The 22,828-nt window shown below is 72.0% G+C and carries 12 protein-coding genes, 1 tRNA gene and 3 pseudogenes; 11 read left to right on the top strand and 5 right to left on the bottom strand.

Annotated elements, in window-relative coordinates:
* The first annotated feature begins 22 nt into the window (after positions 1-22).
* Positions 23-703 (top strand): 7-cyano-7-deazaguanine synthase QueC, encoded by a 681-nt coding sequence (gene queC / locus I8J32_RS00660; protein WP_200614144.1) that lies wholly within the window; start codon positions 23-25, stop codon positions 701-703.
* Between the two features lie 136 nt (positions 704-839).
* Positions 840-915: transfer RNA gene (locus I8J32_RS00655), tRNA-Lys, on the top strand.
* Positions 916-1,535: 620 nt separating this feature from the next.
* Here I8J32_RS00655 and recQ read toward each other — a convergent pair.
* Both recQ and I8J32_RS00645 read right to left on the bottom strand, forming a co-directional pair.
* On the bottom strand, positions 1,536-3,344 hold the full coding sequence (gene recQ, locus I8J32_RS00650) for a DNA helicase RecQ (RefSeq protein ID WP_200614142.1): 1,809 nt from the start codon (positions 3,342-3,344) through the stop codon (positions 1,536-1,538).
* 114 nt (positions 3,345-3,458) lie between these two features.
* Entirely contained in the window at positions 3,459-4,022 is a 564-nt protein-coding gene (locus I8J32_RS00645) for a Dps family protein (RefSeq protein WP_200614141.1), read from the bottom strand.
* 218 nt (positions 4,023-4,240) lie between these two features.
* Between I8J32_RS00645 and hrpA the strand changes: the two genes are divergently transcribed.
* Positions 4,241-8,344: an ATP-dependent RNA helicase HrpA gene (hrpA, locus tag I8J32_RS00640; RefSeq protein ID WP_455423544.1), complete on the top strand. Its 4,104-nt coding sequence runs from the start codon at positions 4,241-4,243 to the stop codon at positions 8,342-8,344.
* Here hrpA and I8J32_RS00635 read toward each other — a convergent pair.
* Together I8J32_RS00635 and I8J32_RS00630 are read right to left on the bottom strand one after the other, a co-directional pair.
* Positions 8,233-8,538, bottom strand: a pseudogene (locus tag I8J32_RS00635) (VOC family protein); the annotation flags it as partial. The gene hrpA and the pseudogene I8J32_RS00635 overlap by 112 nt on opposite strands.
* Positions 8,539-8,693: 155 nt before the next feature.
* Positions 8,694-9,194 carry a hypothetical protein gene (locus I8J32_RS00630; RefSeq protein ID WP_200614477.1) on the bottom strand — a complete coding sequence of 167 codons (501 nt, stop codon included), beginning with the start codon at positions 9,192-9,194 and terminating at the stop codon, positions 8,694-8,696.
* 105 nt (positions 9,195-9,299) lie between these two features.
* Between I8J32_RS00630 and I8J32_RS00625 the strand changes: the two are divergent.
* Both I8J32_RS00625 and I8J32_RS00620 read left to right on the top strand, forming a co-directional pair.
* A pseudogene (locus I8J32_RS00625) lies at positions 9,300-11,473 on the top strand (RelA/SpoT family protein).
* A gap of 42 nt (positions 11,474-11,515) precedes the next feature.
* Positions 11,516-13,177, top strand: a complete 1,662-nt coding sequence (locus tag I8J32_RS00620) for a hypothetical protein (protein WP_200614136.1) — start codon at positions 11,516-11,518, stop codon at positions 13,175-13,177.
* A gap of 15 nt (positions 13,178-13,192) precedes the next feature.
* Here I8J32_RS00620 and I8J32_RS00615 read toward each other — a convergent pair whose 3' ends face one another.
* Entirely contained in the window at positions 13,193-15,313 is a 2,121-nt protein-coding gene (locus I8J32_RS00615; protein WP_200614134.1) for a glycosyltransferase, read from the bottom strand.
* A 415-nt stretch (positions 15,314-15,728) separates the two neighbouring features.
* On the opposite strand from I8J32_RS00615, the gene mrcB reads away from it, so the two are divergent.
* From mrcB to lepB, 6 genes and pseudogenes are all read left to right on the top strand, one after another.
* The gene (gene mrcB / locus I8J32_RS00610; protein WP_200614133.1) at positions 15,729-18,128 is read left to right on the top strand and encodes a penicillin-binding protein 1B; all 2,400 of its coding nucleotides are present in this window, start codon (positions 15,729-15,731) and stop codon (positions 18,126-18,128) included.
* 29 nt (positions 18,129-18,157) lie between these two features.
* The gene (locus I8J32_RS00605; RefSeq protein ID WP_207526707.1) at positions 18,158-18,736 is read left to right on the top strand and encodes a hypothetical protein; all 579 of its coding nucleotides are present in this window, start codon (positions 18,158-18,160) and stop codon (positions 18,734-18,736) included.
* Positions 18,737-18,743: 7 nt separating this feature from the next.
* A pseudogene (locus I8J32_RS00600) lies at positions 18,744-20,777 on the top strand (ATP-dependent DNA helicase); the annotation flags it as partial.
* 43 nt (positions 20,778-20,820) lie between these two features.
* Positions 20,821-21,219 (top strand): VOC family protein, encoded by a 399-nt coding sequence (locus I8J32_RS00595; RefSeq protein ID WP_200614127.1) that lies wholly within the window; start codon positions 20,821-20,823, stop codon positions 21,217-21,219.
* Between the two features lie 25 nt (positions 21,220-21,244).
* Positions 21,245-21,955 (top strand): tRNA (adenosine(37)-N6)-threonylcarbamoyltransferase complex dimerization subunit type 1 TsaB, encoded by a 711-nt coding sequence (gene tsaB, locus I8J32_RS00590; protein WP_200614125.1) that lies wholly within the window; start codon positions 21,245-21,247, stop codon positions 21,953-21,955.
* A gap of 92 nt (positions 21,956-22,047) precedes the next feature.
* Positions 22,048-22,701: a signal peptidase I gene (gene lepB / locus I8J32_RS00585; protein ID WP_200614123.1), complete on the top strand. Its 654-nt coding sequence runs from the start codon at positions 22,048-22,050 to the stop codon at positions 22,699-22,701.
* Positions 22,702-22,828 lie beyond the last annotated feature (127 nt).

Below are 22,828 nucleotides of genomic sequence, written 5' to 3'. Positions count from 1 at the left end.
GCGCGCCCTGGAGTCTGGTCACATGAAGAACGCCGTCGTGCTGGTGTCGGGCGGAATGGATTCGGCGGTGGTGCTCGCCATCGCGCGCGAGCAGGGCTTCGCCGTGCATGCGCTGAGCGTGCGCTATGGGCAGCGCCACACCTCCGAGCTCGACGCCGCCGCCACGGTATCGCGCACGCAGGGCGCCGTCGCGCACAAGGTGGTGAATGTCGACCTGCGCAGCATCGGCGGCTCCGCGCTGACCGACGACATCGCCGTGCCCGTGGACGACGACGGCCATGTCATCGGCGCCGACATCCCGGTCACCTACGTGCCGGCGCGCAATACGATCATGCTGTCGGTGGCATTGGGGTGGGCCGAGGTGCTGGGCGCCAGCGACATCTTCTGCGGCGTCAACGCCGTCGACTATTCGGGCTATCCCGACTGTCGCCCGGAATTCATCGAGGCCTTCGAGCACCTGGCCAACCTGGCGACCAAGGCCGGGGTGGAAGGCGCGGGCCTGCGCATCCACGCGCCGCTGCAGCACATGAGCAAGGCCGACATCGTCCGCGAAGGCCTGCGCCTGGGCGTCGATTTCGCCCAGACGGTTTCCTGCTACCAGGCCGACGCCGACGGACGCGCCTGCGGCCACTGCGACGCCTGCCGCCTGCGCGCCGAGGGTTTCACCACCGCGGGCGTGGCCGACCCCACCCATTACGCCTGACTCCGGGTACGGCCACTGCGGCCGGACCCGGCCTGCGCTAGAATGCGCGCCCCGGCCAGCCGGCTCCGGGCCCGGCCGCGCCGCCGCCCGTTTCCAGAGGCCACCGCCAGCCTTCGCGGCCGGCACGCAACAATCTGGGTCGTTAGCTCAGTCGGTAGAGCATCGGACTTTTAATCCGCTGGTCGACGGTTCGAATCCGTCACGACCCACCACTTACGGATCGTGCGCTCGGGGCGGCTTTCTGGTCGGCCTGCTGGTTGCCTTCTGGGCGCCTGCGTCACCCGCTTTCCATGGCGGGCTCCGTGCTTGCTGCAGAGGCCGCAGCCGGGCCGGAGTCGGATTTCGGCTTCGCGCATCCTGGATTGGCCTTCCCGCAGGCTTTGCGGGACTCCGGAATCCGAAAAATGCCTTCCGTCATCCGGAATCGGTATTCCCGAGTCCGGAATCCGGCTGCCCGAATCCCGGGCAGGATTCGGGAGTCCGAAAATCGCCCTCCCGAATCCGGAATCGGTATTCCCGAATCCGGATTTCGCATTCCCGAATCCCTTTTCCGGATTCCGGAATCCAATATTTGCCTTCTGGAGGCCCCAGGCGTCTTCGGGAAGGCCGTAGCGCCTTCCGGAAAGCCGTAGCGTCTTCGGGAAGGCCGTTCCGGAAGGCCGTAGCGTCTTCGGGAAGGCCGTGGTGGCTTCCGGAATCCTGTCGAGGCCTTCCGCCACGCCCCCGGCCGATGCCCCTTCGTCCTCGGCGCGCGCACGCGCCCACGGCCACACCATCCATGAGCGGCCCGCGCGGCGGCTGCGGGCAGCCGCGCGCACCCGCGTTCCCTACCTCAGGCCGCGTCGAACAACTGCTGCAGCACGTCGTCGCCGTAGCGTTCCAGCTTGCCTGCGCCGATGCCCGGGATGCGGGCCAGTTCGTCGAGGTCTTCCGGCGCGTGGGTGGCGATGGCGCGCAGGGTGCTGTCGTGGAAGATGACGTAGGCCGGGACGTTCTGCGCCTTGGCGGCCGCCGAGCGCCAGGTGCGCAGGGCGTTGAACCGCAGCAGCGCCTCGGGGGGCAGGTCGAAGTCGGCGTCCTTCTCGCGCGCGTCGCGGTCGCGCCGGCTGCGCCGCGCCGCCTTGGGCGGATCGACGCGGAAATGCAGGGGTTGCTCGCCCCGCAGGACCGCTCCGCTGGCCGCCGTCAGGCGCAGCGCGCCGTGTTCGTCGGCCTCCAGCAGGCCGTGGGCGACCAGCTGCCGGAACACGCTGCGCCATTGCCGCTCGTCGAGATCGGCGCCGATGCCCCAGGTGCTGAGCGTGTCGTGGCCCAGCTGGGTGGCGCGGTCGCCGGGCACGCCGCGCAGCACGTCGATCACGTGGGCCGCGCCGAAGCGCTGGCCGGTGCGATAGACGCAGGACAGCGCCTTGCGCGCGGCCTGGGTGCCGTCCCAGGTCTGCGGCGGATCCAGGCAGTTGTCGCAGTTGCCGCAGGCGCCCGCGTGCGGCTCGCCGAACCAGCCCAGCAGCGACTGGCGGCGGCAGGCGGTGGATTCGCAGTAGCCCAGCAGCGCGTCGAGCTTGCGCAACTCCAGGCGCTTGCGCTCTTCGCCAGCCTGGGACTGGTTGATGAGCTGGCGCAGGTTGACGGTGTCGCCCAGCCCGTAGCACAGCCACGCGTGCGCGGCCTCGCCATCGCGGCCGGCGCGGCCGGTTTCCTGGTAGTAGCCCTCGATCGACTTGGGCAGGTCGACGTGGGCGACGAAGCGCACATCGGGCTTGTCGATGCCCATGCCGAAGGCGATGGTGGCCACCATCACCACACCGTCTTCCTGCAGGAAGCGGCGCTGGTTCGCGGCGCGCGCCGCCGAATCCATGCCGGCGTGGTAGGGCAGGGCGTCGACGCCGGCTTCGCGCAGCTGTTCGGCGATCGAGTCCACCCGCTTGCGCGAGAAGGCGTAGACGATGCCGCTGTCGCCGCGATGGGCGGCCAGGAAATCCTGCAGCTGCCGCACGCCGTTGTCCTTGTGGACGATGGTGTAGCGGATGTTGGGACGGTCGAAGGAACTGACGAACGTGCGGGCCGGCTCCAGCGTGAGCCGCTCGGCGATCTCTTCGCGCGTGGGGGCGTCGGCGGTGGCGGTCAGCGCGATGCGCGGCACCTGCGGCCAGCGCTCGTGCAGCACGGTGAGCTCGCGGTACTCCTTGCGGAAATCGTGGCCCCACTGCGAGACGCAGTGCGCCTCGTCGATGGCGAACAGGGCGATCTGCGCGCGGTCGAGCAGGGACAGGAAGCGCGGCGTGAGCAGGCGTTCGGGGGCGACGTAGAGCAGGTCGAGCTCGCCGGCCAGCAGCGCGCGTTCGACATCCGACGCCTGGCCGGCATCCAGGGTGGAATTCAGGTACGCCGCCCGCACGCCGAGCTGGCGCAGCCCCTCCACCTGGTCCTGCATCAGCGCGATCAGCGGCGAGACCACGATGCCGCAGCCCTCGCGCAGCAACGCGGGCAGCTGGTAGCACAGGGACTTGCCCCCGCCGGTCGGCATCAGCACCAGCGCGTCGCCACCACCGGCCACCTGGGCCACGATCTGCGCCTGTTCGCCGCGGAACTGGCGGTGGCCGAAAATGCGCTGGAGCAGGTCGAGGGCGGCGTCTGACATGCGCACAAGGTTACCCAATCCCTGTCGCAGTCCGCGCGAGAACGCCGCCGCGCACGGCGGTGGGAATCGATCCCGCGGCGGCGTCGGCGGCGGCCGCAGGACCTGCCGGAGGCGCTACTGCAGCAGCGACCTCAGCATCCAGGCGTTCTTCTCGTGCACCTGCAGGCGCTGGGTCATCAGGTCGACCGTGGGATCGTCGCCACCGGCATCGGCGGTCTTGAGCACTTCGCGCGCCGTGCGGGCGACAGCCTCGTTGCCCACCACCAGCTGGCGCACCATCTCGCGCCATTCCGCTGTGTCCGTCAGGCCGCGCTCCTCGGCGATCGAGGTCAGCCGGGTGAATTCGACGTAGGACCCCGGGGCGTTGAAACCCAGTGCGCGGATGCGTTCAGCCGTCTCGTCCAGCGCCACCCACTGCTCGTTGTACTGGCCCTCGAACATGATGTGCAGCGCGTTGAACATCGGGCCGGTCACGTTCCAGTGGAAATTGTGGGTCTTCAGGTACAACGTGAAGCTGTCAGCCAGGAAGCGCGACAGGCCGTCGGCGATCTTCTTGCGATCGGGCCCCTTGATCCCGATATCGATCGCGGGCGCCGCTTCGACGGCGGCCTTGGTGGGGGCTGCCCTGGACGGGGCTGCTTTGGAGGAGGCCGCCCTGGAAGTTCCGGTCTTGGCCATGCGCATCTCCTTGGAAGGGGGTCGAGCGGTGACAATAGCCCTGCGCGCCCGGCCGTTGAAGTGAATTGTTCCTGTTGGTTGGATAGATGAACCCTATCGATGCACATGCCAGGAAGGCCCCCCGGCGGGGTCGGAGCCAGCCGCGCGCCGCCGGGCGCGAAGCCGCCGGACCGCTCACGCCCGAACTGGCCCAGGCGCGGCGGGCGATCGACGGCGCGATGAGCCGCGACCGCGGCCGCCTGCACGGCCTGTGGTCGCGCTGGGCGGGCGCGCCCGCGGATGCGGCGGCGCAGGCGGCCTTCGCGCAGGCGCTGGCCGCATCGGTGGGGCAGCGTGAAGCGCGCGCGGCAGCGTTGCCGGCGGCGCCGGTGGACACGTCCCTGCCGATCGCCGCCGAGGCCGACCGCATCGTCGACCTGATCCGGCGCCACCAGGTGGTGGTGATCGCCGGTGAAACGGGCTCGGGCAAGACCACCCAGTTGCCCAAGCTGTGCCTGGCCGCCGGACGTGGCGCCGGCGGCATGATCGGTTGCACGCAGCCCCGCCGCATCGCCGCCCGTGCGGTGGCGCGGCGTGTCGCCGAAGAACTCGCCACGCCACTGGGCGGCTTCGTCGGCTACCAGGTGCGCTTCACCGACAACGTCAGCGAACAGACGGCGGTGAAGTTCATGACCGACGGCATCCTGCTGGCCGAAATCCAGACCGACCGCTGGCTGTCGCGCTACGACACCCTGCTGATCGACGAGGCGCACGAGCGCAGCCTCAACATCGACTTCCTGCTGGGCTACCTCAAGCAGCTGCTGCGCAAACGGCCGGACCTGAAGGTCATCGTCACCTCGGCCACGATCGACACCGAGCGCTTTGCCGCGCACTTCGACAACGCGCCGGTGGTGAACGTCGAAGGCCGCAGCTATCCGGTGTCCGTGCGCTACCGGCCCCTGGACGGCGCGACCCCGGACACGCCGACTGCGCGGCCGCCGCGCGCCGGCGAGGCAATGGAGGGCGAGCGGACCGTCAACGACGGCATCCTGGCCGCCTGCGACGAGATCACCCGCGAGGACCCCCGCGGCGACGTGCTGATCTTCCTGTCCGGCGAACGCGAGATCCGCGATGCGCACCAGGCGCTGGAGCGGCGCAAGTACCGCGAAACCGAGGTGTTGCCGCTGTACGCGCGGCTGTCGGTGCGCGACCAGGACCGCGTGTTCAACCCCGGCCCGAAACGGCGCATCGTGCTGGCGACCAACGTCGCGGAAACCTCGCTGACGGTGCCGCGCATCCGCTACGTCGTCGACCCGGGCCTGGCCCGGGTCAAGCGCTACAGCCCGCGCGGCAAGCTCGACCGGCTGCACATCGAAGACATCTCGCAGGCCAGCGCCGACCAGCGCAAGGGCCGCTGCGGCCGCGTCGCCGAAGGCATCTGCTACCGCCTGTATTCGGAAGCCGATTTCCTCTCGCGGCCGCGCTATACCGACCCGGAAATCCGCCGCGCCGCGCTGGCCGGCGTGATCCTGCGCATGCTGTCGCTGGGGCTGGGCCGGATCGAGGATTTCCCGTTCCTGGAACCGCCCGATCCGCGCGCGGTCGCCGACGGCTGGCAGCAGTTGTCCGAACTGGGCGCGGTCGACCTGGCGGCGAAGGACACCCGGCAGCTGACCGCCACTGGCAAGCTGATGGCGCGCCTGCCCGTCGACGTGAAGCTGGCCCGCATGCTGGTGGCGGCGCACCAGCACGGCTGCCTCCGCGAGATGCTGGCGATCGCCGCGTTCCTGGGCATCCAGGACCCGCGCGAGCGGCCCGCCGACCAGCGCGCCGCGGCCGACAACGCGCACGCGCTGTTCGCCGATCCGCGTTCGGAATTCGTGGGCATCCTGAAGTTGTGGGACGCCTACCACGCCGCGCACGAGGAACTGACGCAGTCGAAACTGCGCGCGTGGTGCGAGAAGCACTTCCTGGGGTTCCTGCGCATGCGCGAGTGGCGCGAGCTGCACCGCCAGCTTCGCCTGCTGTGCGATGAACTGGCCTGGCCGATCAGCAGCACCCTGGAGCAGCCCGAGTCCACGGCCTACGCGACCCTGCATCGCGCGCTGCTCGCCGGCCTGCCGACGCAGCTGGGCCTGCGTGGCGACAAGGGCGTGTATGACGGTCCGCGCGGCCGCAAGTTCCAGTTGTTCCCCGGCTCCCCGCTGGCGCGCAAGCCGCCGCCGTGGGTGATGGCGGCGACCGTGCTCGACACCGAGCGCGTGTGGGCGCTGACCAACGCGGCCATCGAGCCGGACTGGGCGATCCAGGAACTGCCGCACCTGCTGGCGCGCCGCCATCACGACCCGCGCTGGTCGCGCTCGCAGGGCCGCGTGGTCGGCAGCGAGCAGATCAGCCTGTTCGGCCTGGTGCTGGCGCCCAAGCGTCCGGTCCACTACGGCGCGCTGTACCCGGAAGAAAGCCGGGTGCTGTTCGCCCGCGACGCGCTGGTGACCGGCGAGATCAACACCCGCGTGGCCTTCCTCGCCCGCAACCTGGCCACGCTGGAGAAGGCGCGCGAGGAGGAAGCCAAGCAGCGTCGCGCCGGCCTGGTCGTGGACGAGGATTGGATGGCGCAGTGGTACCTGGACCGCCTGCCGGCCCACGTGCACAACGCGCAGGCGCTCGATGCCTGGTTCGGCAAGCTGCCCGCGGCGGAGAAGGCCGCGCTGGAGTGGTCGCTCGATGATCTGATGATCGGCGGCGAAACCGAGGCCGCGCGCTTCCCGCCGTATCTGGCGCTGGGTGACGTGCGCCTGGCGGTGGTCTACCGCTTCGACCCGGGCGCGCCGGACGACGGCATGACGCTGGCCGTGCCCCTGCACCTGCTCAACGCGCTGGACCCGGCCCGCTTGACCTGGCTGGCGCCGGGGTTCGCTGCCGACAAGGCCGCGGCGCTGATCCGCAGCCTGCCCAAGACGCTGCGCCGCAACTTCGTTCCGGCGCCCGATTTCGCCCGCGCCTTCGTCGAGGCGCATGCGCAGCCCACGGCCGACGCGATGTCCGGCGAGCTCGCGCGGTTCCTGGCCATGCTCACCGGCGTGGCGGTGGCGGCCACCGATTTCGACGAGACCGCGCTCGAGCCGCACCTGCGCATGAACCTGCGGCTGCTGGACCGCGACGGCAAGTCGGTGCTGGCCGAATCGCGTGACCTGGATGCGCTGCGCCAGCAGTTCGGGCAGCGGGCCGCCGACGCGTTCGCCGCGCGCGCGGCGCAGGGTCTGGCGCGCCAGGCGCTCACCAGTTTTCCGGACACGCCCATCCCCGTAGCCGTGGCCGGCGCGGGCGGCGTGCCGGCCTATCCGGCCCTGCACGACGACGGCGACAGCGCATCCCTGCGCGTGCACGCCCAGCGCGAGATTGCCGTGGAGGCGCATCCGCACGGCGTGCGCCGCCTGCTCGCGCTGGCACTGGCCGACAAGCTCCGGCAGGCGCGCAAGCAGTTGCCCGTCGCGCCGAAGACCGGCCTGCTGTATGCGGCGATCGAGTCGCACGCGCCGCGCGCCGACGGCCTGAAGGACGGCGACCGCTTGCGCCTGGACCTGGTCGACGGCGCCTTCCAGGCGCTGACGGCCGACGGCCTGGACGCCATCCGCGACGCCGCGGCGTTCGCCGCCCGGCGCGATGCCGTGGCCAAGGCGCTGTTCCCCGAAGCCATGGAACGCCTGCGCCAGGCCGAAGCCATCCTCGCCGCGATCGCCGAAGTGCGCGCGACGCTGGAGTCGCCCCTGATGGGCTGGGCCCGCGGCAACCTCGACGACATGTGGATGCACCTGTCGCTGCTGGCGCCGCCGGGCTTCCTGCGCGATGTGCCGGCCCCCCGTGCTGCGCGAGTATCCGCGTTACCTCAAGGCGCTGTCGCTGCGCGGCGAACGCGCCCTGCGCGATCCCACCCGCGACCAGGCGCGCATGCTCGAGCTCAAGCCCTTCGTGGACGCGCTGCGCGCCGCGCAGGCCGCGGGCGAGGACGACACACCGGGCTGGCAGGCGCTGCGCTGGGACCTGGAGGAACTGCGCGTGTCGCTGTTTGCGCAGGAACTGGGCACGCGCGGGGGCGTGTCGCCGAAGAAGCTCGCCCAGAAGCTGGCCGCCCTGCGCTAGTCAGGCTCACCCGGGCGGCGGCTGCACCATTGATCAGGTTGCCGCAGGTGTCCTCGAACAGCGCCGTGGTGATCGCGCCCATCGGGGTGGGCTCGCTGCGGAAGACCACGCCCGCCGCGCGCAGACGGGCGGCCTCGGCCTGGATGTCGTCGGTGAGGAAGGCGGTGGCCGGGATGCCGGCCTCGTACAGGGCCCGCTGGTAGTCGCGGGCCGGGGCAAAGCCCATCGGCTCCAGCACCAGCTCAACGCCCTGCGCACCTTCGGGCGCGCTGACCGTGAGCCAGCGGAACTCGCCCATGGGAATGTCGTTGGCCAGCTGGAAGCCCAGCACCTGCGTGTAGAAGCGCAGCGCCTTGTCCTGGTCGTCGACCGTCACCGAAGCCAGCCGGATCTGCATGGGCGTCACTCGTTCAGGGGCGGACTGCATTGTGGCCCCGGCCTGTTCACGGCGTGTCGATGCGGCTCGCCGGATCCGTTTCACGGACGCCTGCAATCCGGCGACAGTGGCACGACAGCGCCGCCGCAGCGACGCCGTCGTACCGCGCGGCGGGCTTACTTGATCCTGCGCACCGTGGCGGTGGTGTTGCGGCCCTGGACGGTCATGTACCAGGTGCTGCCGACCAGCGCCGGCTTGATGCGCACCTGCGGGTCGGTCATGCGCACGCCGTGCAGCACCGCGTCGTCGACCTGCTGCCAGACCTGGCCATTGTCGAGCGTGTAGCTGCGGCCCCGGGCGAAGCCACGGAACTCGCCGACCAGCCGGGCTTCGATCGGATCGCTGCGGCCGAAGGTGGCGAAGCCGCGGTTCTCGGTTTCGACCTTTTCCTTCGCGACCGCGGCGGCCTTGGTCGTTTCCACTTCGAGCGTGTTGTTGAGCCACGCGTTGAGATTGGCCAGTTCCTGCGTCGACAGCTTGTCCAGCCCGGCGGCCTTGAACTGTTCCGGCGTCATCTGCTGCTCGATGGGCGCCTGCGCGAAGGCGGCGGCCGGCGCCAGGGCCAGGCAGCTCGCGATCATCAACGACAGGCTCATGCGCGATGCGCATGTCGCCATGGAGCGGCGGTACGACGGTAGCAAGGCCATGTGCTGTTCCTCGGGTCGGTTGCCGGCTAGTGTAGACCGACCCCACGTTGGACCCGTACCGCCGCGGTATTGGTGATGGAATCTTCCGCCCCGCCCGATCTGGATGCACTGCTGGCCCGCCTGGGCCTGTCGTCGGTCGCCCCGGCGGTGCTGCAGTCGATCGTGCCTGACCTGCAGGACGCGGTCGCACGGGCGCTCGCCACCGGCGAGGCCATCGCGCGGCGTGACCCGGAACCGGTGCTGGAGATCACGCTGGACACCCTGGTGAGGCTGGGGGCCGACGGCGAGACGCTGGCCGCGGCCATCCTGCATGCGTTCGTTCCGGTGCGGCCGGCCGGCCTGGAGAAATCCCATCCAACCGTGGCCGCCCTGCTGGACGGGCAGCAGGCTGCACAGCAGGTGTGGTCGCTGCATGCCCAGCAGGGATCGCAGGCCAGCAGCGAAGGCCTGCGGCGCCTGTTGCTGGCGATCGTGCGCGACCTGCGCGTGGTGCCGATCCTGCTCGCGCGCCAGCTGGCGCGGATGCGCCAGGCGGCGCATCTGCCACTGGCCGAGCGGGTTGCCCTGGCCCAGCTCACGCGCGACATCCACGCGCCGCTGGCCAACCGCCTGGGCATCTGGCAGCTGAAATGGGAGCTGGAGGACCTGGCATTCCGGCACCTGGAGCCGGATACCTACAAGCAGATCGCGCGCCTGCTCGACGAGGAAGCGCGGCGATCGCGAGCGCTACATCCAGCAGGTCAGGCGCACCCTGCAGGACGCGATGGCCGCCCAGGGGCTGCGCGCCGAGGTCGCCGGGCGTCCCAAGCACATCTACAGCATCTGGAAGAAGATGCGCCGCAAGGACGCGCCGATCAGCGAACTCTACGACCTGCGCGCCGTGCGCGTGCTGGTCGACGACATCGCCGGCTGCTATGCCGCGCTGGGCGTCGTGCACGCCACCTGGGTGCCGGTCCCCAGCGAGTTCGACGACTACATCGCGCGCCCCAAGCGCAACGACTACCGCTCGCTGCACACCGCTGTCATCGGCCCGGAAGGCAAGACGCTGGAAGTGCAGATCCGCACGTTCGAGATGCACCGCCAGGCCGAACTGGGCGTGGCCGCGCACTGGAAGTACAAGGAAGCCGGCAGCCACAGCGCCGACGCCGCCTTCGACCGCAAGATCGCCCTGGATGCGGCGCCTGCTCGAATCGCATGCCGACGGTGGCGAAGGCGCGCTGCGCGGCGAGTTCGACAACGAGCTGGTCGAGGACCGCATCTACGTGCTCACGCCCAAGGGCGAGGTGATCGACCTGCCCGCCGGTGCCACGCCGCTGGATTTCGCCTACCACGTGCACACCGAGGTCGGACACCGCTGCCGCGGCGCCAAGGTCGACGGCCGCATCGTGCCGCTCGACCACAAGCTGCGCAGCGGCGACCGCGTGGAAATCCTGACCGCCAAGACGGGCGAGCCGCGCCGCGACTGGCTGGTGGTGGCCAACGGCTTCCTGGCCAGCAGCCGTTCGCGCGAAAAGGTGCGGGCGTGGTTCCACTAGCTCGATCGCGCCCGCAACGTGCAGGCGGGCCGCGAACTGCTGGAGAAGGAACTGCGCCGCCTGGGTCTGCTCGGGGCCGACCTGACTCCCGCGCGCGAGCGCTTTGCCCTCGCCGGCGACGACGACCTGTTCGTGCAGGTCGCGCTCGGGGACCTGGGGCCGCACCAGGTGGGCCGCCTGCTGCTGGAACACGAGCGTGCCGCCGCCTCGCCGAGCGAACCGGCGCCGCCGATCACGCCAAGCCGCGCTCCGAGGCCGGCGGCCCGGCGCAGCACCGAGTTCACCGTGGAGGGCGTGGGCAACCTGCTGGTCCAGCTCGCCCGCTGCTGCCAACCGGTGGCGGGCGAACCGATCGTGGGCTACCTGACCCGCGGCCGCGGCGTCAGCGTCCACCGCCCCGACTGTGCCGCCTACCTGCGCCTGGCCGGCGCGCAGCCGCAGCGCGTGCTGCCGGTGGAGTGGGGACGCAAGGGCAGCGGGTACGAAGTCGACATCGACGTGCTGGCGCTGGACCGCAAATGGCTGCTGAAGGAAGTCAGCAACGTCATCGCCCAGGCCAACGCGCACGTCGCCAGCATCAGCAGCCAGCTGGAGCGCAACGGTGCGCGCGTGCGTCTGCATGCGCGCCTGCGGGTCAGCGACTACGGGCAGCTGTCGGCGCTGCTGGGCAAGCTGGCGGCGTTGCCCGGCGTGGAGTCCGCGCAGCGCTGCTGACGGCCACGGTGCGGTCATCGCCGCGGCGGTATGCTGGCCGCGATGGATCCACAGGACACCCGACCCGGCCCGACGCGGACCACGGCCACGCGTCCCGCGCCGCGGTCGGCTCCGCGCGCTGCCGGTCCAGGCGCCGCCCACGCGTGGCGGCATGACGTCGCCGCGGTCCTGCGTCGCGCGCCCGGCTGGCGCTATCTGCGCGGCCGCCTGGTTTCGCGACTACCCTGGCTGCCGATCGGCCTGGCCGCTGGACTGCTGCTCGTGCTGCTGTTCGCGCTCCGCCAGCCCTTGTCGGAGCGGCTGTGGCCGCAGACGCGGGCGCAGGCCCTGCACCAGCAGGCGGCGCGCGCACTGTCGGCCGGCCGCCTCACGGCCGCCGACGGCACGGGCGCGCGCGAACTCTATGAAGCGGCCCTGGCCTTGGATCCCGACCGCAGCGACGCGCGCGCCGGGCTCAATCGCGTCGGCCAGGCGGCGTTGGCCCAGGCCCGCGCCGCGGCCGCCCGGCAGCAGTACGCGCAGGCGCGGCAGTTGCTTGCGCTGGCGGCGGAGCTGGCGATGCCGCGCGCGCAGATCCTCGCGCTGTCCGAGCAACTGCGTGCCGCGCAGGCCGATGCGGGCGGACTGGACGCACTGATCGCCGACGCCGCGGCGGCCCGCGCGGCCGGTCATCTGGACGATGGTCCCGCCGCCGCACTGCCGCTGTACCTGCGGGTGCTGGAACTGCAGCCGGACCGGCTGCAGGCGCTCGAGGGGCGCGAGGACACGCTGGCCGACCTGTTGCAGCAGGCGATGAACGCCCTGGATGCCGGCCAGTTCACCCGCGCCGCCGCGATCATCGGCCGCGTGCAATCCGCCGATCCGGGCCATGTCGGCCTGCCCGATGCGCTGGAGCACCGCGCCCGGGTGGCCGAACGCGAGCGCACGCGCGCGCAGGCGGCGCTGGAAGCCGGGCAGCTGGCGGCGGCGCGCCGCGGATTCGACGCGCTGCGGCAACTGGATCCCGACGACCAGACCGCGCGCCGTGGCCTGGTCGCGGTGGCCACCCGCCACGCCCAGGCCAGCGAACGCCACGCCGCCGACTTCCGCTTCCCGTCCGCGCTGCAGGAACTGCGCCGGGCGCAGGCCGCAACCGCGGCGCTCGACGACGAAGTGCCGGCCGTCGCCCAGGCACAACAGCATCTGGCGCGCGCGCGCCAGGCGCAGCGTTCATTGGCAGCCGCGCCGGCCACCGCGCAGCGCAACCGGCGCGTGGGCGAACTGCTCGAGGCCGCCGCGCGCGCGCAGCAGCGCGGCGACCTGCTGACGCCGCCGGGCGACAGCGCCTTCGACCGCCTGCGCGCCGCCAACGCGCTCGCGCCCGACGACCCGCGCGTGCGCGGCGCCATGGCGCGGCTGGTGCCCGCGGCCGCCGAATGCTTCGACGATGCCCTGAGCGGCAACCGGCTGATCCGCGCCGGCGCGTGCCTTGACGCGCGACGCGCGCTGGAAGGCAACACCGGTGCCGTGCGCGAAGGCCGGCGCGAGCTGGCCCGGCGCTGGATCGCGCGGGGCAATGAACGCCTGGGTGCCGGCGAACTGGTCGAAGCGCAGGAGGCGCTCGCCCTGGCGCGCAAGCTGGATCCGCGCAGCGCCGATCTGGAACCGCTCGCCCAGCGCGTGCGCGCGGCGACGCTGGCGCAGGGGCGGGTGTCGGATCCCTGATCCGGCGCCGCGCCGTCAGCGCGCGGCGCGCCCCGCGGCGGCGCGGGCGACCAGTTCGCGCACCACGGCGCGACCGGCGTCGAGTGAGAAGTGCGCTTCCACGTTGCGCAGGCCCTGCGCAGCCAGCTGCGCCCACAGCGCTGGGTCGCGATAGGCGCGCACGACGGCGTCGGCGAATTCCGCCGCGTCATCGGCCACCAGGACGTCCTCGCCCGCACGCAGGTGCATGCCTTCCACCGCGCAACTGGTGGCGACCACCGGCTGCCCGTGGGCCATGCTCAGGTTGATCTTCCCCTTCACCCCCGCGCCATAGCGCAGCGGCGCCAGCGCCACGCGCGCCCCGGTCATGTAGGGCGTGATGTCCGCCACGTGCCCGTGCACGCGCACGCCCTCATGCGCGGCCAGCGCGGCGATGGCTGGCGGGACGTCGCCGCCGATGCAGTGGAACACCACCTCGGGCAGTCGGGCGCGCACAAGCGGGAACACCTCGCGCACGAACCACGTCACTGCATCGACGTTCGGCGGATGGCGGAAGCCACCCACGAAGACCAGGTCGCGGCGCTGATCGAAGGGCGCGCCGGGGCCGGCCACCCGGTGCAGGTTGGACAGCACCTGCACGCGGGCCTGCGGGGCGTCGGTGGCCAGCAGCTCGCGCTCGACCTCGCTCACCACCCACGTCATGTCGCTGTCGGCCACCACGCCCAGTTCCAGCGTGCGGGTCCGTTCGGCCGTGCGGGCCAGCGCGGCGTCGCCGGCCAGCTGCGCGCCGCGGCGTTCGCGCAGGTAGTGCAGGTCGACGGTGTCGAACACCAGGGTCGCGCGCGGCGCGTGCGCTCGCAGCACGGGCAGGAAATCGCGGGCCACGTAGTGGCGGCACACGATCGCGGCGTCGAAGCGATGGCCGTGCTGCGCCAGCCACGCGGTCACGCGCGGCGCGAACGGCGCGTGCCAGGCCTCGACGCCCAGCTGCTGCAGGCCCACCGTGTACGGGCCGTCATGCGCGAGATCGGCGGGGAGGAACACGACGTGCGCCCCTTCCTCGCGCAGCAGGCGCATCAGGTTGACCAGGCGCAGCGATCCCGAATCGCGGTCCGGCTGCGGCGTGAGCACGTCCACCACCAGCACCGTCGGCCGCTGGCCGTGCCCGAAGGCGGCCGCGTGCGGATCGCCCGGCGGCAGGTGCCGTTGCAGCACCGCCTGCCACTTCGCGGCGAACACCTGCTGGTTGCGCACCTGCGCGGCCTTGGGGCCGGTGCTGGTGTCGGTGCCGCCGGTCGCGCCTTCCAGGTGCACCACGCTCGCGGCCGGCTGGTACAGCACGCGCAGGCCGGCGGCGCGCACGGCGAAGGCGAGGTCGGTGTCCTCGTAGTAGGCCGGTGCGTAGCGGGTGTCGAAACCGCCCAGTTGCGCGAAGAGGTCGCGTGCGATGGCGATGGCCGCGCCCGAGCAGTAGTCGGCCTCGCGCACGCAGGCATGGCGGGGATCCAGCGGTGACTCCAGCCGGCCGTAGTTCCACGCGCTGCCGTCGTTGAACACGACGCCACCGGCTTCCTGCAGGCGTCCGTCCGGATACAGCAGCTGCGCGCCGACCAGGCCGGTGCCCGGATGGTCGTCGAAGGTCTGCAGCAGCGCATCGAGCCAGCCGGCCTGCGGAATCGTGTCGTTGTTGAGGAACACCACGTACTGCCCGCGCGCAAGGCCGGCGCCGTCGTTGCAGGCCGCGATGAAGCCGCCGTTGGCCGCGCGCACGTGCAGGCGCAGCCCGGCCACCTGCGACAGGCAGGACACGGTGTCGTCGCGGGAGCCGTCGTCGACGACGATCACTTCCATCTCCGCGCGCGGAGGGTGCGCCGCGATCGCGCGCAGGCAGGCCAGCGTGTGCGCGAACTGGTTGAACACCGGAATGACGATGCTCGCCCGGGGCGTGTGGCTGCAGGGCAGGGTGAACGGTTCGAAAGGCCGCGCCGTGGGCAGTTCCAGCGCGGCGCGCTGCGCCGTCGGCACGCGCCGGAACTGGCGCGTCACGCGCGCCCACGTGGCGTGCAGGCCGCGCGTGCGCAGGCTGGTCAGGCCGCGCCGGACCAGGCCGGCGCCCCGGTTGAGCACGAACCGCAGGTCGGTCCAGCTCATGCGCATCGATCAGCCTGCATGCAACTCCTGCCGCAATTTCGTGGAATGAAGCGTGAACGGGGCCGGCGCCCCGGGCGTCCGTCCGACGTCGCCAGCATGGAACAATCGGCCGCGTGCGGTAAGCCGCCCCGGCCATCGTCGCGCGTGCCGCTTGCGGGTCGCGCACCCGGGTCGGGTACGGCGGAATACCGGGATGGACGGCTCAGGGAGGCCCCGGCCCGCTGCGCTAGACTCGGCGGGCCCGGGTCGACGGCCGTCATTGTGTCACCCGGGCGGCCGATGGCCTACCGGGCCCTGCGCGTCGGCCTGTCCCCGCGACGTGCCTGCGCGACCGCGTCAGGCTTCACCGATCCACCGCTGCACCCCTCGTCGCATTCCCCCTGCGTCCTTCCGCTTCCGCCGACCGGCCCGATATCGCCCAATGCCCAGAACCCCCATCGACTACGACGAAGACGACAGCGACCAGGACGGCGAGTCCACCAGCGGCCAGTGGAAGCGCCGGCTGGTGACCTGGACACTGGCCGCGCTGGGCCTGGGCCTGGGATTCCTGATCCCCTACATGCTCTATCTCAACCACGAGGTGTCCGAGCGGTTCGGACGCCTGCAGTGGCAGGTCCCCACCCGTGTCTACGCGCGGCCGCTCGAGCTGCGGCCCGGCCTGGCCATGGACGCGGGCACGCTCAAGACCGAACTCGACGCCGCCGGTTACCACGAAGGCGACGGCAGCCGGGTGGGAAGCTACAAGCGCGATGGCGGGCGCTGGCGCATCTCCAGCCGCGGCTTCAACGATGTCGACGGCGCCGTGCGTGCGCGCCGGCTCGAGGTCTCGCTGTCGGGCGGGCGGGTGGCCAACGTGCGCGAGGCCGGGCAGAAGCAGGCGCTCAAGGCGGCTCGCCTGGACCCGGCGCGCATCGCGAGCCTGTACGGCCAGAAGCAGGAAGAACGCCGCCTGGTCCGCATCGAGGAAGTCCCCGAGCTGCTGGTCACCGGCCTGCAGGCGGTCGAGGACCGCGACTTCAACAGCCACATCGGCATCGACTTCACCGGCATGATCCGCGCGGCGTTCAAGAGCGCCACCGGCAGGCGCCAGGGCGCCAGCACGCTGACCCAGCAGCTGGCCCGCAGCGGCCTGCTCGGCATCGGCAAGGAGCAGACGCTGCGCCGCAAGGGCAAGGAGATCCTCTACGCCCTGATCATCGACGCGCGCTACGAGAAGCGCGACATCCTGGAGGCCTATCTCAACCAGGTGTACATGGGCCAGCGCGGATCGCAGGCGATCCATGGCGTGGCCGCGGCCTCCGAGTTCTATTTCGGCCGCGACCTGGCCGACCTCAAGCCCGAGCAGATCGCGCTGCTGGTGGGCATCGTCAAGGGGCCGTCGGCCTACGATCCGCGCCGCAATCCCGAGGCCGCGCGCGCACGCCGCGATTTCGCGCTCGGCGAGTTCCACGAGACCCAGCTGATCGACGACGCCCAGTACCAGACCGCGCTCAAGGCGCCGCTCGGGGTGACGAAGGAAGCGGGCACGCTGGCGCCCAACCGCTTCCCGGCCTACATCGACCTGGTGCGGCGCCAGCTGGCGCGCGACTACCCGTCCGATGAACTGATCTCCGCCGGCCTGAGCGTGATGACCGCGATGTCGCCTTCGGCGCAGGCGCTGGCCGAGGGTGCGGTCACCCGCACGCTCAAGAGCCTGGACAGCAAGCGCCGTCCGCCCCTGCAGACCGGCCTGGTGCTCACCGACGTGCACAACGGCGAGGTGCTGGCCGTGGTCGGCAGCCGCCACCACACCGAGCACGGCTTCAACCGCGCGGTGGAAGCGCAGCGGCCGGTCGGCTCGCTGCTCAAGCCCTTCGTGTACATGCTCGCGCTGGCCACGCCGGAACGCTTCTCGCTGGCCAGCTACGTCGACGACTCGCCCGTATCGGTGGACTTGGGCCGCGGCAAGCGCTGGAACCCGGGCAATTCCGACGGCCGCAGCCACGGCACGGTGCGCCTGATCGATGCCCTGGCCATGTCCTACAACCAGGCCACCGTGCGCGTGGGCATGCAGGTGGCGCCCGAGCGCATCGCCGACCTGATCCACACGCTGGCGGGCATCCAGGCCGAGCCGCGGCCCTCGCTGATCCTGGGCGCCGTCGACCAGAGCCCGTACGCGATGGCGCAGCTGTACCAGTTCCTGGCCAGCGGCGGCGAGATCCAGCCGCTGCATGCCGTGCGCGGCGTGCTCGGCGCCAACGGCCGGGCCCTGAAGCGCTACGACACCGCGCCGGCGCCGGCACAGGAAGGCGATGCGATCGCCGCGCGCCTGATCACGCTGGCGGGCCAGCACACGGTCACCAGCGGCACGGCGTCGCCGCTGATGCGCGACGGCCTGGGCCGGCTGAACTCGGCCGGCAAGACCGGCACCAGCAATGACGGCCGCGACAGCTGGTATGCCGGCTGGACTGGCGACCACCTCGCCGTGGTGTGGGTCGGCAACGACCAGAACAAGGAAACCGGCCTGTACGGCGCCACCGGTGCGATGCGCGTGTGGTCCTCGATCTTCGCCCGCCTGCCCAGTGCGCCGTTGAAGGTCGGCGACGAAGGCATCGACTGGCAGTGGGTCATCAACACCCACAGCACCGACGCCAGTTGCGGCGGTGCGCGCCGCTTCGCATTCGTGAAGGGCTTTGCGCCCGCGTATGGCCCGTGCCCCGTCGCCGAGCCTGTCGAGGGTGAAGAGGAGCGCCGCAGCTGGCGCGACTGGTTCGGGCTGGGCGACGACGACGATGACGACGACGCCCAGGCGCCGCCGCCACCGCCGCCGCCGGAGCCGTGATGCGCCGGACCCTGGAACAAACGATCCCCATGCGACCGACCCTGTCCCTGCTGATACCGCTCGCCGCCGCCCTCGCGCTGGCTGCCTGCGCGAGTGCGCCCGCGCCCACGCCGCCCGCCGCCGCATTCGACGGCGTCGCGCTGGCCGCCACCGTGCGTGCCGCCGGCCAGGCCACGGGCGGCGAACTGGAAGTGCAGCCGCTGCGTGATCCCAAGGTCGAGGACCTGCGCCAGCAGGCCGCGCAACTGGAAGGCAAGCGCATGTACCGCGGCGCGGCCGACCTGCTCGACCGCGCCATCGCGCTGCAGGCGCAGGATCCCGCGCTCCTGCAGGACCGCGCCGAGGTCGCACTGCTCCTGCGCGATGCACCGGGCGCGGAAGGCTTCGCGCGCCAGGCCATCGCGCTGGGCTCGGCGGCCGGTCCGCTGTGCCGCCGGCATTGGGAAACGCTGCTGCAGACCGCGCTGCTGCGCGCCAACGACCGCGTGATCCGTCGCGGCGAGTCCGAAGCGCAGGCCACCGCGCGCGTGGGCGAGGCCGCCGCGCAGGTGAGGCAGGCGCGCGCGCAGCGCGAGGCCTGTACCGTCGCCGCGCCGCAGCGGTACTGAACCTTCGATGGGACGATTAGCCGATGCCAGCCGCGCCGCGCTGAGCGAGGGCGGGGACCTGGCGCGCAACATCGACGCCTTCGCCCCGCGCCCCGCCCAGCAGGACCTGTCGGCGGCGATCGCCGATGCCTTCGAGACCCGCGGCACGCTCATCGCCGAAGCCGGCACCGGCACCGGCAAGACCTTCGCCTACCTCGTGCCGGCGCTGCTGTCGGGGTTGAAGACCATCGTCTCGACCGGCACGCGCGCGCTGCAGGACCAGCTGTTCCACCGCGACCTGCCGCGCGTGCGCGACGCGCTGGGCCGTGGCCTGAAAACCGCGTTGCTCAAGGGCCGCGCCAACTACCTGTGCCTGTATCGTCTCAACCAGGCCAAGGGCGAGCCGAAGTTCGCCAACCGCGAGCAGATCGCCCAGTTCCAGCGCATCGTGGCCTGGAGCGGCCGCACCCGCATGGGCGACCTGTCCGAACTGGAAGCGCTGCCCGAGGATTCGCCGCTGCTGGCGATGGTGACCTCCACCACCGACAACTGCCTGGGCAGCGAGTGCCCGCTGTTCGGCGACTGCTTCGTCGTGCAGGCGCGCCAGCGCGCGCAGGCGGCGGACGTGGTGGTGGTGAACCATCACCTGCTGCTGGCCGACCTCGCCCTCAAGCAGGAAGGCTTTGGCGAGATCCTGCCCGGCGCCCAGGCCTTCGTGGTCGACGAGGCGCACCAGTTGCCCGACCTGGCCGCGCAGTTCTTCGGCGAGGCGCTCAGTGCGCGGCCGCTGGTGGAGCTGGCGCGCGACGCGCTGGCCGAATGCAAGGAGGTGGCCGGCGCGCTGGCCACGGTGCAGGGGCCGGCGCGCGAGCTCGAACAGGCCGTGCGTGCCCTGCGCGCGGCGATGGACGAACTGCCGGTGCGCGGCACGCGCCGCCGCGCCGCGGAACTGGCCGCTTCGGAAGAGGCCTTCGATGCGCTGGAAGCGGCGCTGGCCCAGTTGCACGGCGTGCTGCTGGGCCTGCGCGAGGCCTCGCCCGGCTTCGACGGCTGCGCCGCGCGGGCGCAGGAATTCACCGGCCGCCTGCAGCGCTGGCGCGCGGAAGGCGCGGTGGCCGCCGAGAGCGCGCCCGCGGCAACCGCCGAACACGACCCGTTCGCGGCGAGGCGCTCCGCGGACGCCGACGCCGACGCCGATGCGCAGGACGCCGCCGCCACCGCAGCGCCTGCGCGCGAAGACACCGGCGTGCACTGGTACGAACTGACGGCGCGCGGCTTCCGCCTGAGCCGCACTCCGCTGGACGTCGCCGGACCGCTGGCGCAACACCGCGAACGTTCGCAGGCCGCCTGGGTGTTCACCTCGGCGACGCTGGCCGTGGAAGGACGCTTCGATCATTACGCCGCCAAGCTCGGGCTGGCCGAACCGCGCACGCTGCTCGCGCCCAGTCCGTTCGACTGGCCGCAGCAGGCCCTGTGCTATCTGCCCCCCGGCCTGCCCGACCCGGGGGTCTTCCATTACACGCAGAGCATGGTCGACAAGCTGCGGCCGGTGCTGGAAGCCTCGCGCGGCCGCGCCTTCGTCCTGTTCGCCTCGCACCGCGCGCTGCGCGAAGCCGCCGAGCAGCTGCGCGGCGGCCCGTGGCCGCTGTTCGTCCAGGGCGAGGCCCCGCGACCGGTGCTGCTCGAGCGTTTCCGTGCTTCCGGCAACGGCGTGCTGCTCGGGGCGGCCAGCTTCCGCGAGGGCGTGGACGTGGCGGGCGAGGCATTGAGCGTGGTGATCATCGACAAGCTGCCGTTCGCGGCGCCTGATGACCCCGTCTTCGAGGCGCGGCTCGAAGCGATCCGGCGCAACGGCGGCAATCCGTTCCGCGACGAGCAGCTGCCGCAGGCCGTCATCGCGCTCAAGCAGGGCGCCGGCCGGCTGATCCGATCCGAACGCGACCGCGGCGTGCTGGTGCTGTGCGATCCGCGACTGCTGTCCAAGACCTACGGCAAGGTGTTCTTCGACTCGCTGCCGCAGCTGCCGCGCAGCCGGCGCATCGAGGACGTGCAGGCCTTCTTTGCGCCAGACTGTGAGTCCACCCCCCTCGATGCGGAGCCCGTCCATGAGTGATTCGACCAAGCCGCGCGTGCACGGGCTGGGCGGCCTGTTCTTCAAGTCGCCCGATCCCGCCCGCCTGGCCAACTGGTATTCCACCCACCTGGGCCTGCCGATGGAATCCTGGGGCGGGGCGGTGCTGCCCTGGCGTCGCGCCGATACCGGGGGCGAGGCCTGCACGGTGTTCTCGCCCTTCGCCGGCAGCACCGAATACTTCGCGCCGAGCGCGCGCGAGTTCATGCTGAATTTCCGCGTCGACGACCTCGACGCCACGCTCGCCGGCCTGCGCGCGGAAGGCTGCCAGGTGCTGGAGCGCTTCGAGGAAAGCGAGCAGGGCCGCTTCGGGTACGTGGTGGATCCGGACGGCACGCTGATCGAGCTGTGGCAACCGGCGGCCGGCATGTGACCGCGCCGGTCCATACTGCACGCGCATGAAACTGCTCGCCTTCGAAACCGCCACCGAAGCCTGTTCCGTCGCCCTGTGGCTGGACGGCGAGGTGCTCGAACGCTTCGAACTCGCGCCGCGCCGGCACGCCGAACTCGCGCTGCCCTGGGCGGACGAGTTGCTTGCCCGGGCCGGCGTCGCCCGCGGCGACCTGGACGCCATCGCGATCGGCCGTGGGCCCGGCGCCTTCACCGGCGTGCGCCTGGCGGTGGCGATCGGGCAGGGCATCGCCTTCGCGCTGGATCGGCCGGTGGTGGCGGTGTCCACGCTCGCCGCGCTGGCGATGCAGGCGCCGGGGCCGCGCGTGCTGGCGTCCATCGACGCGCGCATGGGCGAGGTCTACGCCGCCGGTTTCGAGCTGCGCGACGGCGACGCCGTGGCCACCGGTCCCGAACAGGTACTGGCGCCCGAGCGCGTCGAATTGCCCGAAGCCGACGGCCGCTTGCAGGGTGAGCGCTGGCACGGCGTGGGCACGGGGTTTTCCGCCGCCGACGGCCTGCTGGCGCGCACGCTGGGCGACCGCCTGGCCACCATCGACCCCGCCGCACTGCCGCGCGCCGGCGATGTCGCCCGGCTGGCGGCGCTGGCCTTCGCGCGTGGCGAAGCGTTGCCGCCCGAGCGCGTGGAGCCGGCCTACCTGCGCAACAACGTCGCCCTGACCATCGCCGAGCAGCAGGCCCTGCGCGCCTCGCGCTGAGCCGGGAACTCGGCGCGGTCCCGGCCGGTCTGGAACTGGAGGGCGACGATCCGCGCATGGGGCGCGGACGCCCACGCCCCCGGAGCCTGCCAATGCCCACGACCCGCGAAGTCCCGACCGCCCGTCACGCCCCGGAAGGCGCTGCCCCCGGCCGCGTGCGCGCCTGGCTGCGCCACGAGGGCCGGCCGCTGCTGCTGATGCTGGTGTTGCTGACTCTCGCGCGGACGTCCTTCGCCAACCACTACACGGTGCCGAGCGGCTCGATGGAGCCGACCCTGGTCCCCGGCGACCACGTGGTGGTGGACATGTCGGCCTACGGCGTCCGCGTGCCTTTCACCGACACCGTCCTGCTGCCCCGCGACGCGCCTGCCCGGGGCGACGTCGTGGTGTTCAAGTCGCCCGCCGACGGCGAGCGGCTGATCAAGCGCGTGGTGGCCGTCGGCGGTGACACGGTCAGCGTCCTCGACGGGCACGTGACGATCAACGGCCAGCCCCTGTCCACGGCGCAGGCGCCGGACCTGGAGCGGTTCGGCGCGCGCAGCGCCCAGCTCAACCTGGATGCCGGGGGTGGCCCGGATGTCCTCGCCCTCACCCTGCCGCCGGGCCAGGTCCTGGTGATGGGCGACCATCGCGGCCGCAGCCTGGACGGCCGCTTCTTCGGCCTGGTCCCCGCCCGCTCGCTCTATGCCCGGGCGGTGGGCGTGTACTGGCGCTCGGGCGAAGGCCCGGTGTGGAAGAAGCTCTGAGTTGCCGGAATGCTCCCCCGGGTCAGCCGGGGCATCGAAGGCCCCGCTGAGCGGTTCTGCGGAAGGCGGGAGTTCCTTGAAACGTGCCGGACGCTCCGTGGGCACGTGCCGGCACAGGTCGGGAGCG

This window comes from Lysobacter solisilvae (genome assembly GCF_016613535.2).
GTDB classification, from domain to species: domain Bacteria; phylum Pseudomonadota; class Gammaproteobacteria; order Xanthomonadales; family Xanthomonadaceae; genus Agrilutibacter; species Agrilutibacter solisilvae.
Note: the sequence above shows the minus strand (reverse complement) of the source record. Positions and strands in the feature narration are given on the sequence as shown.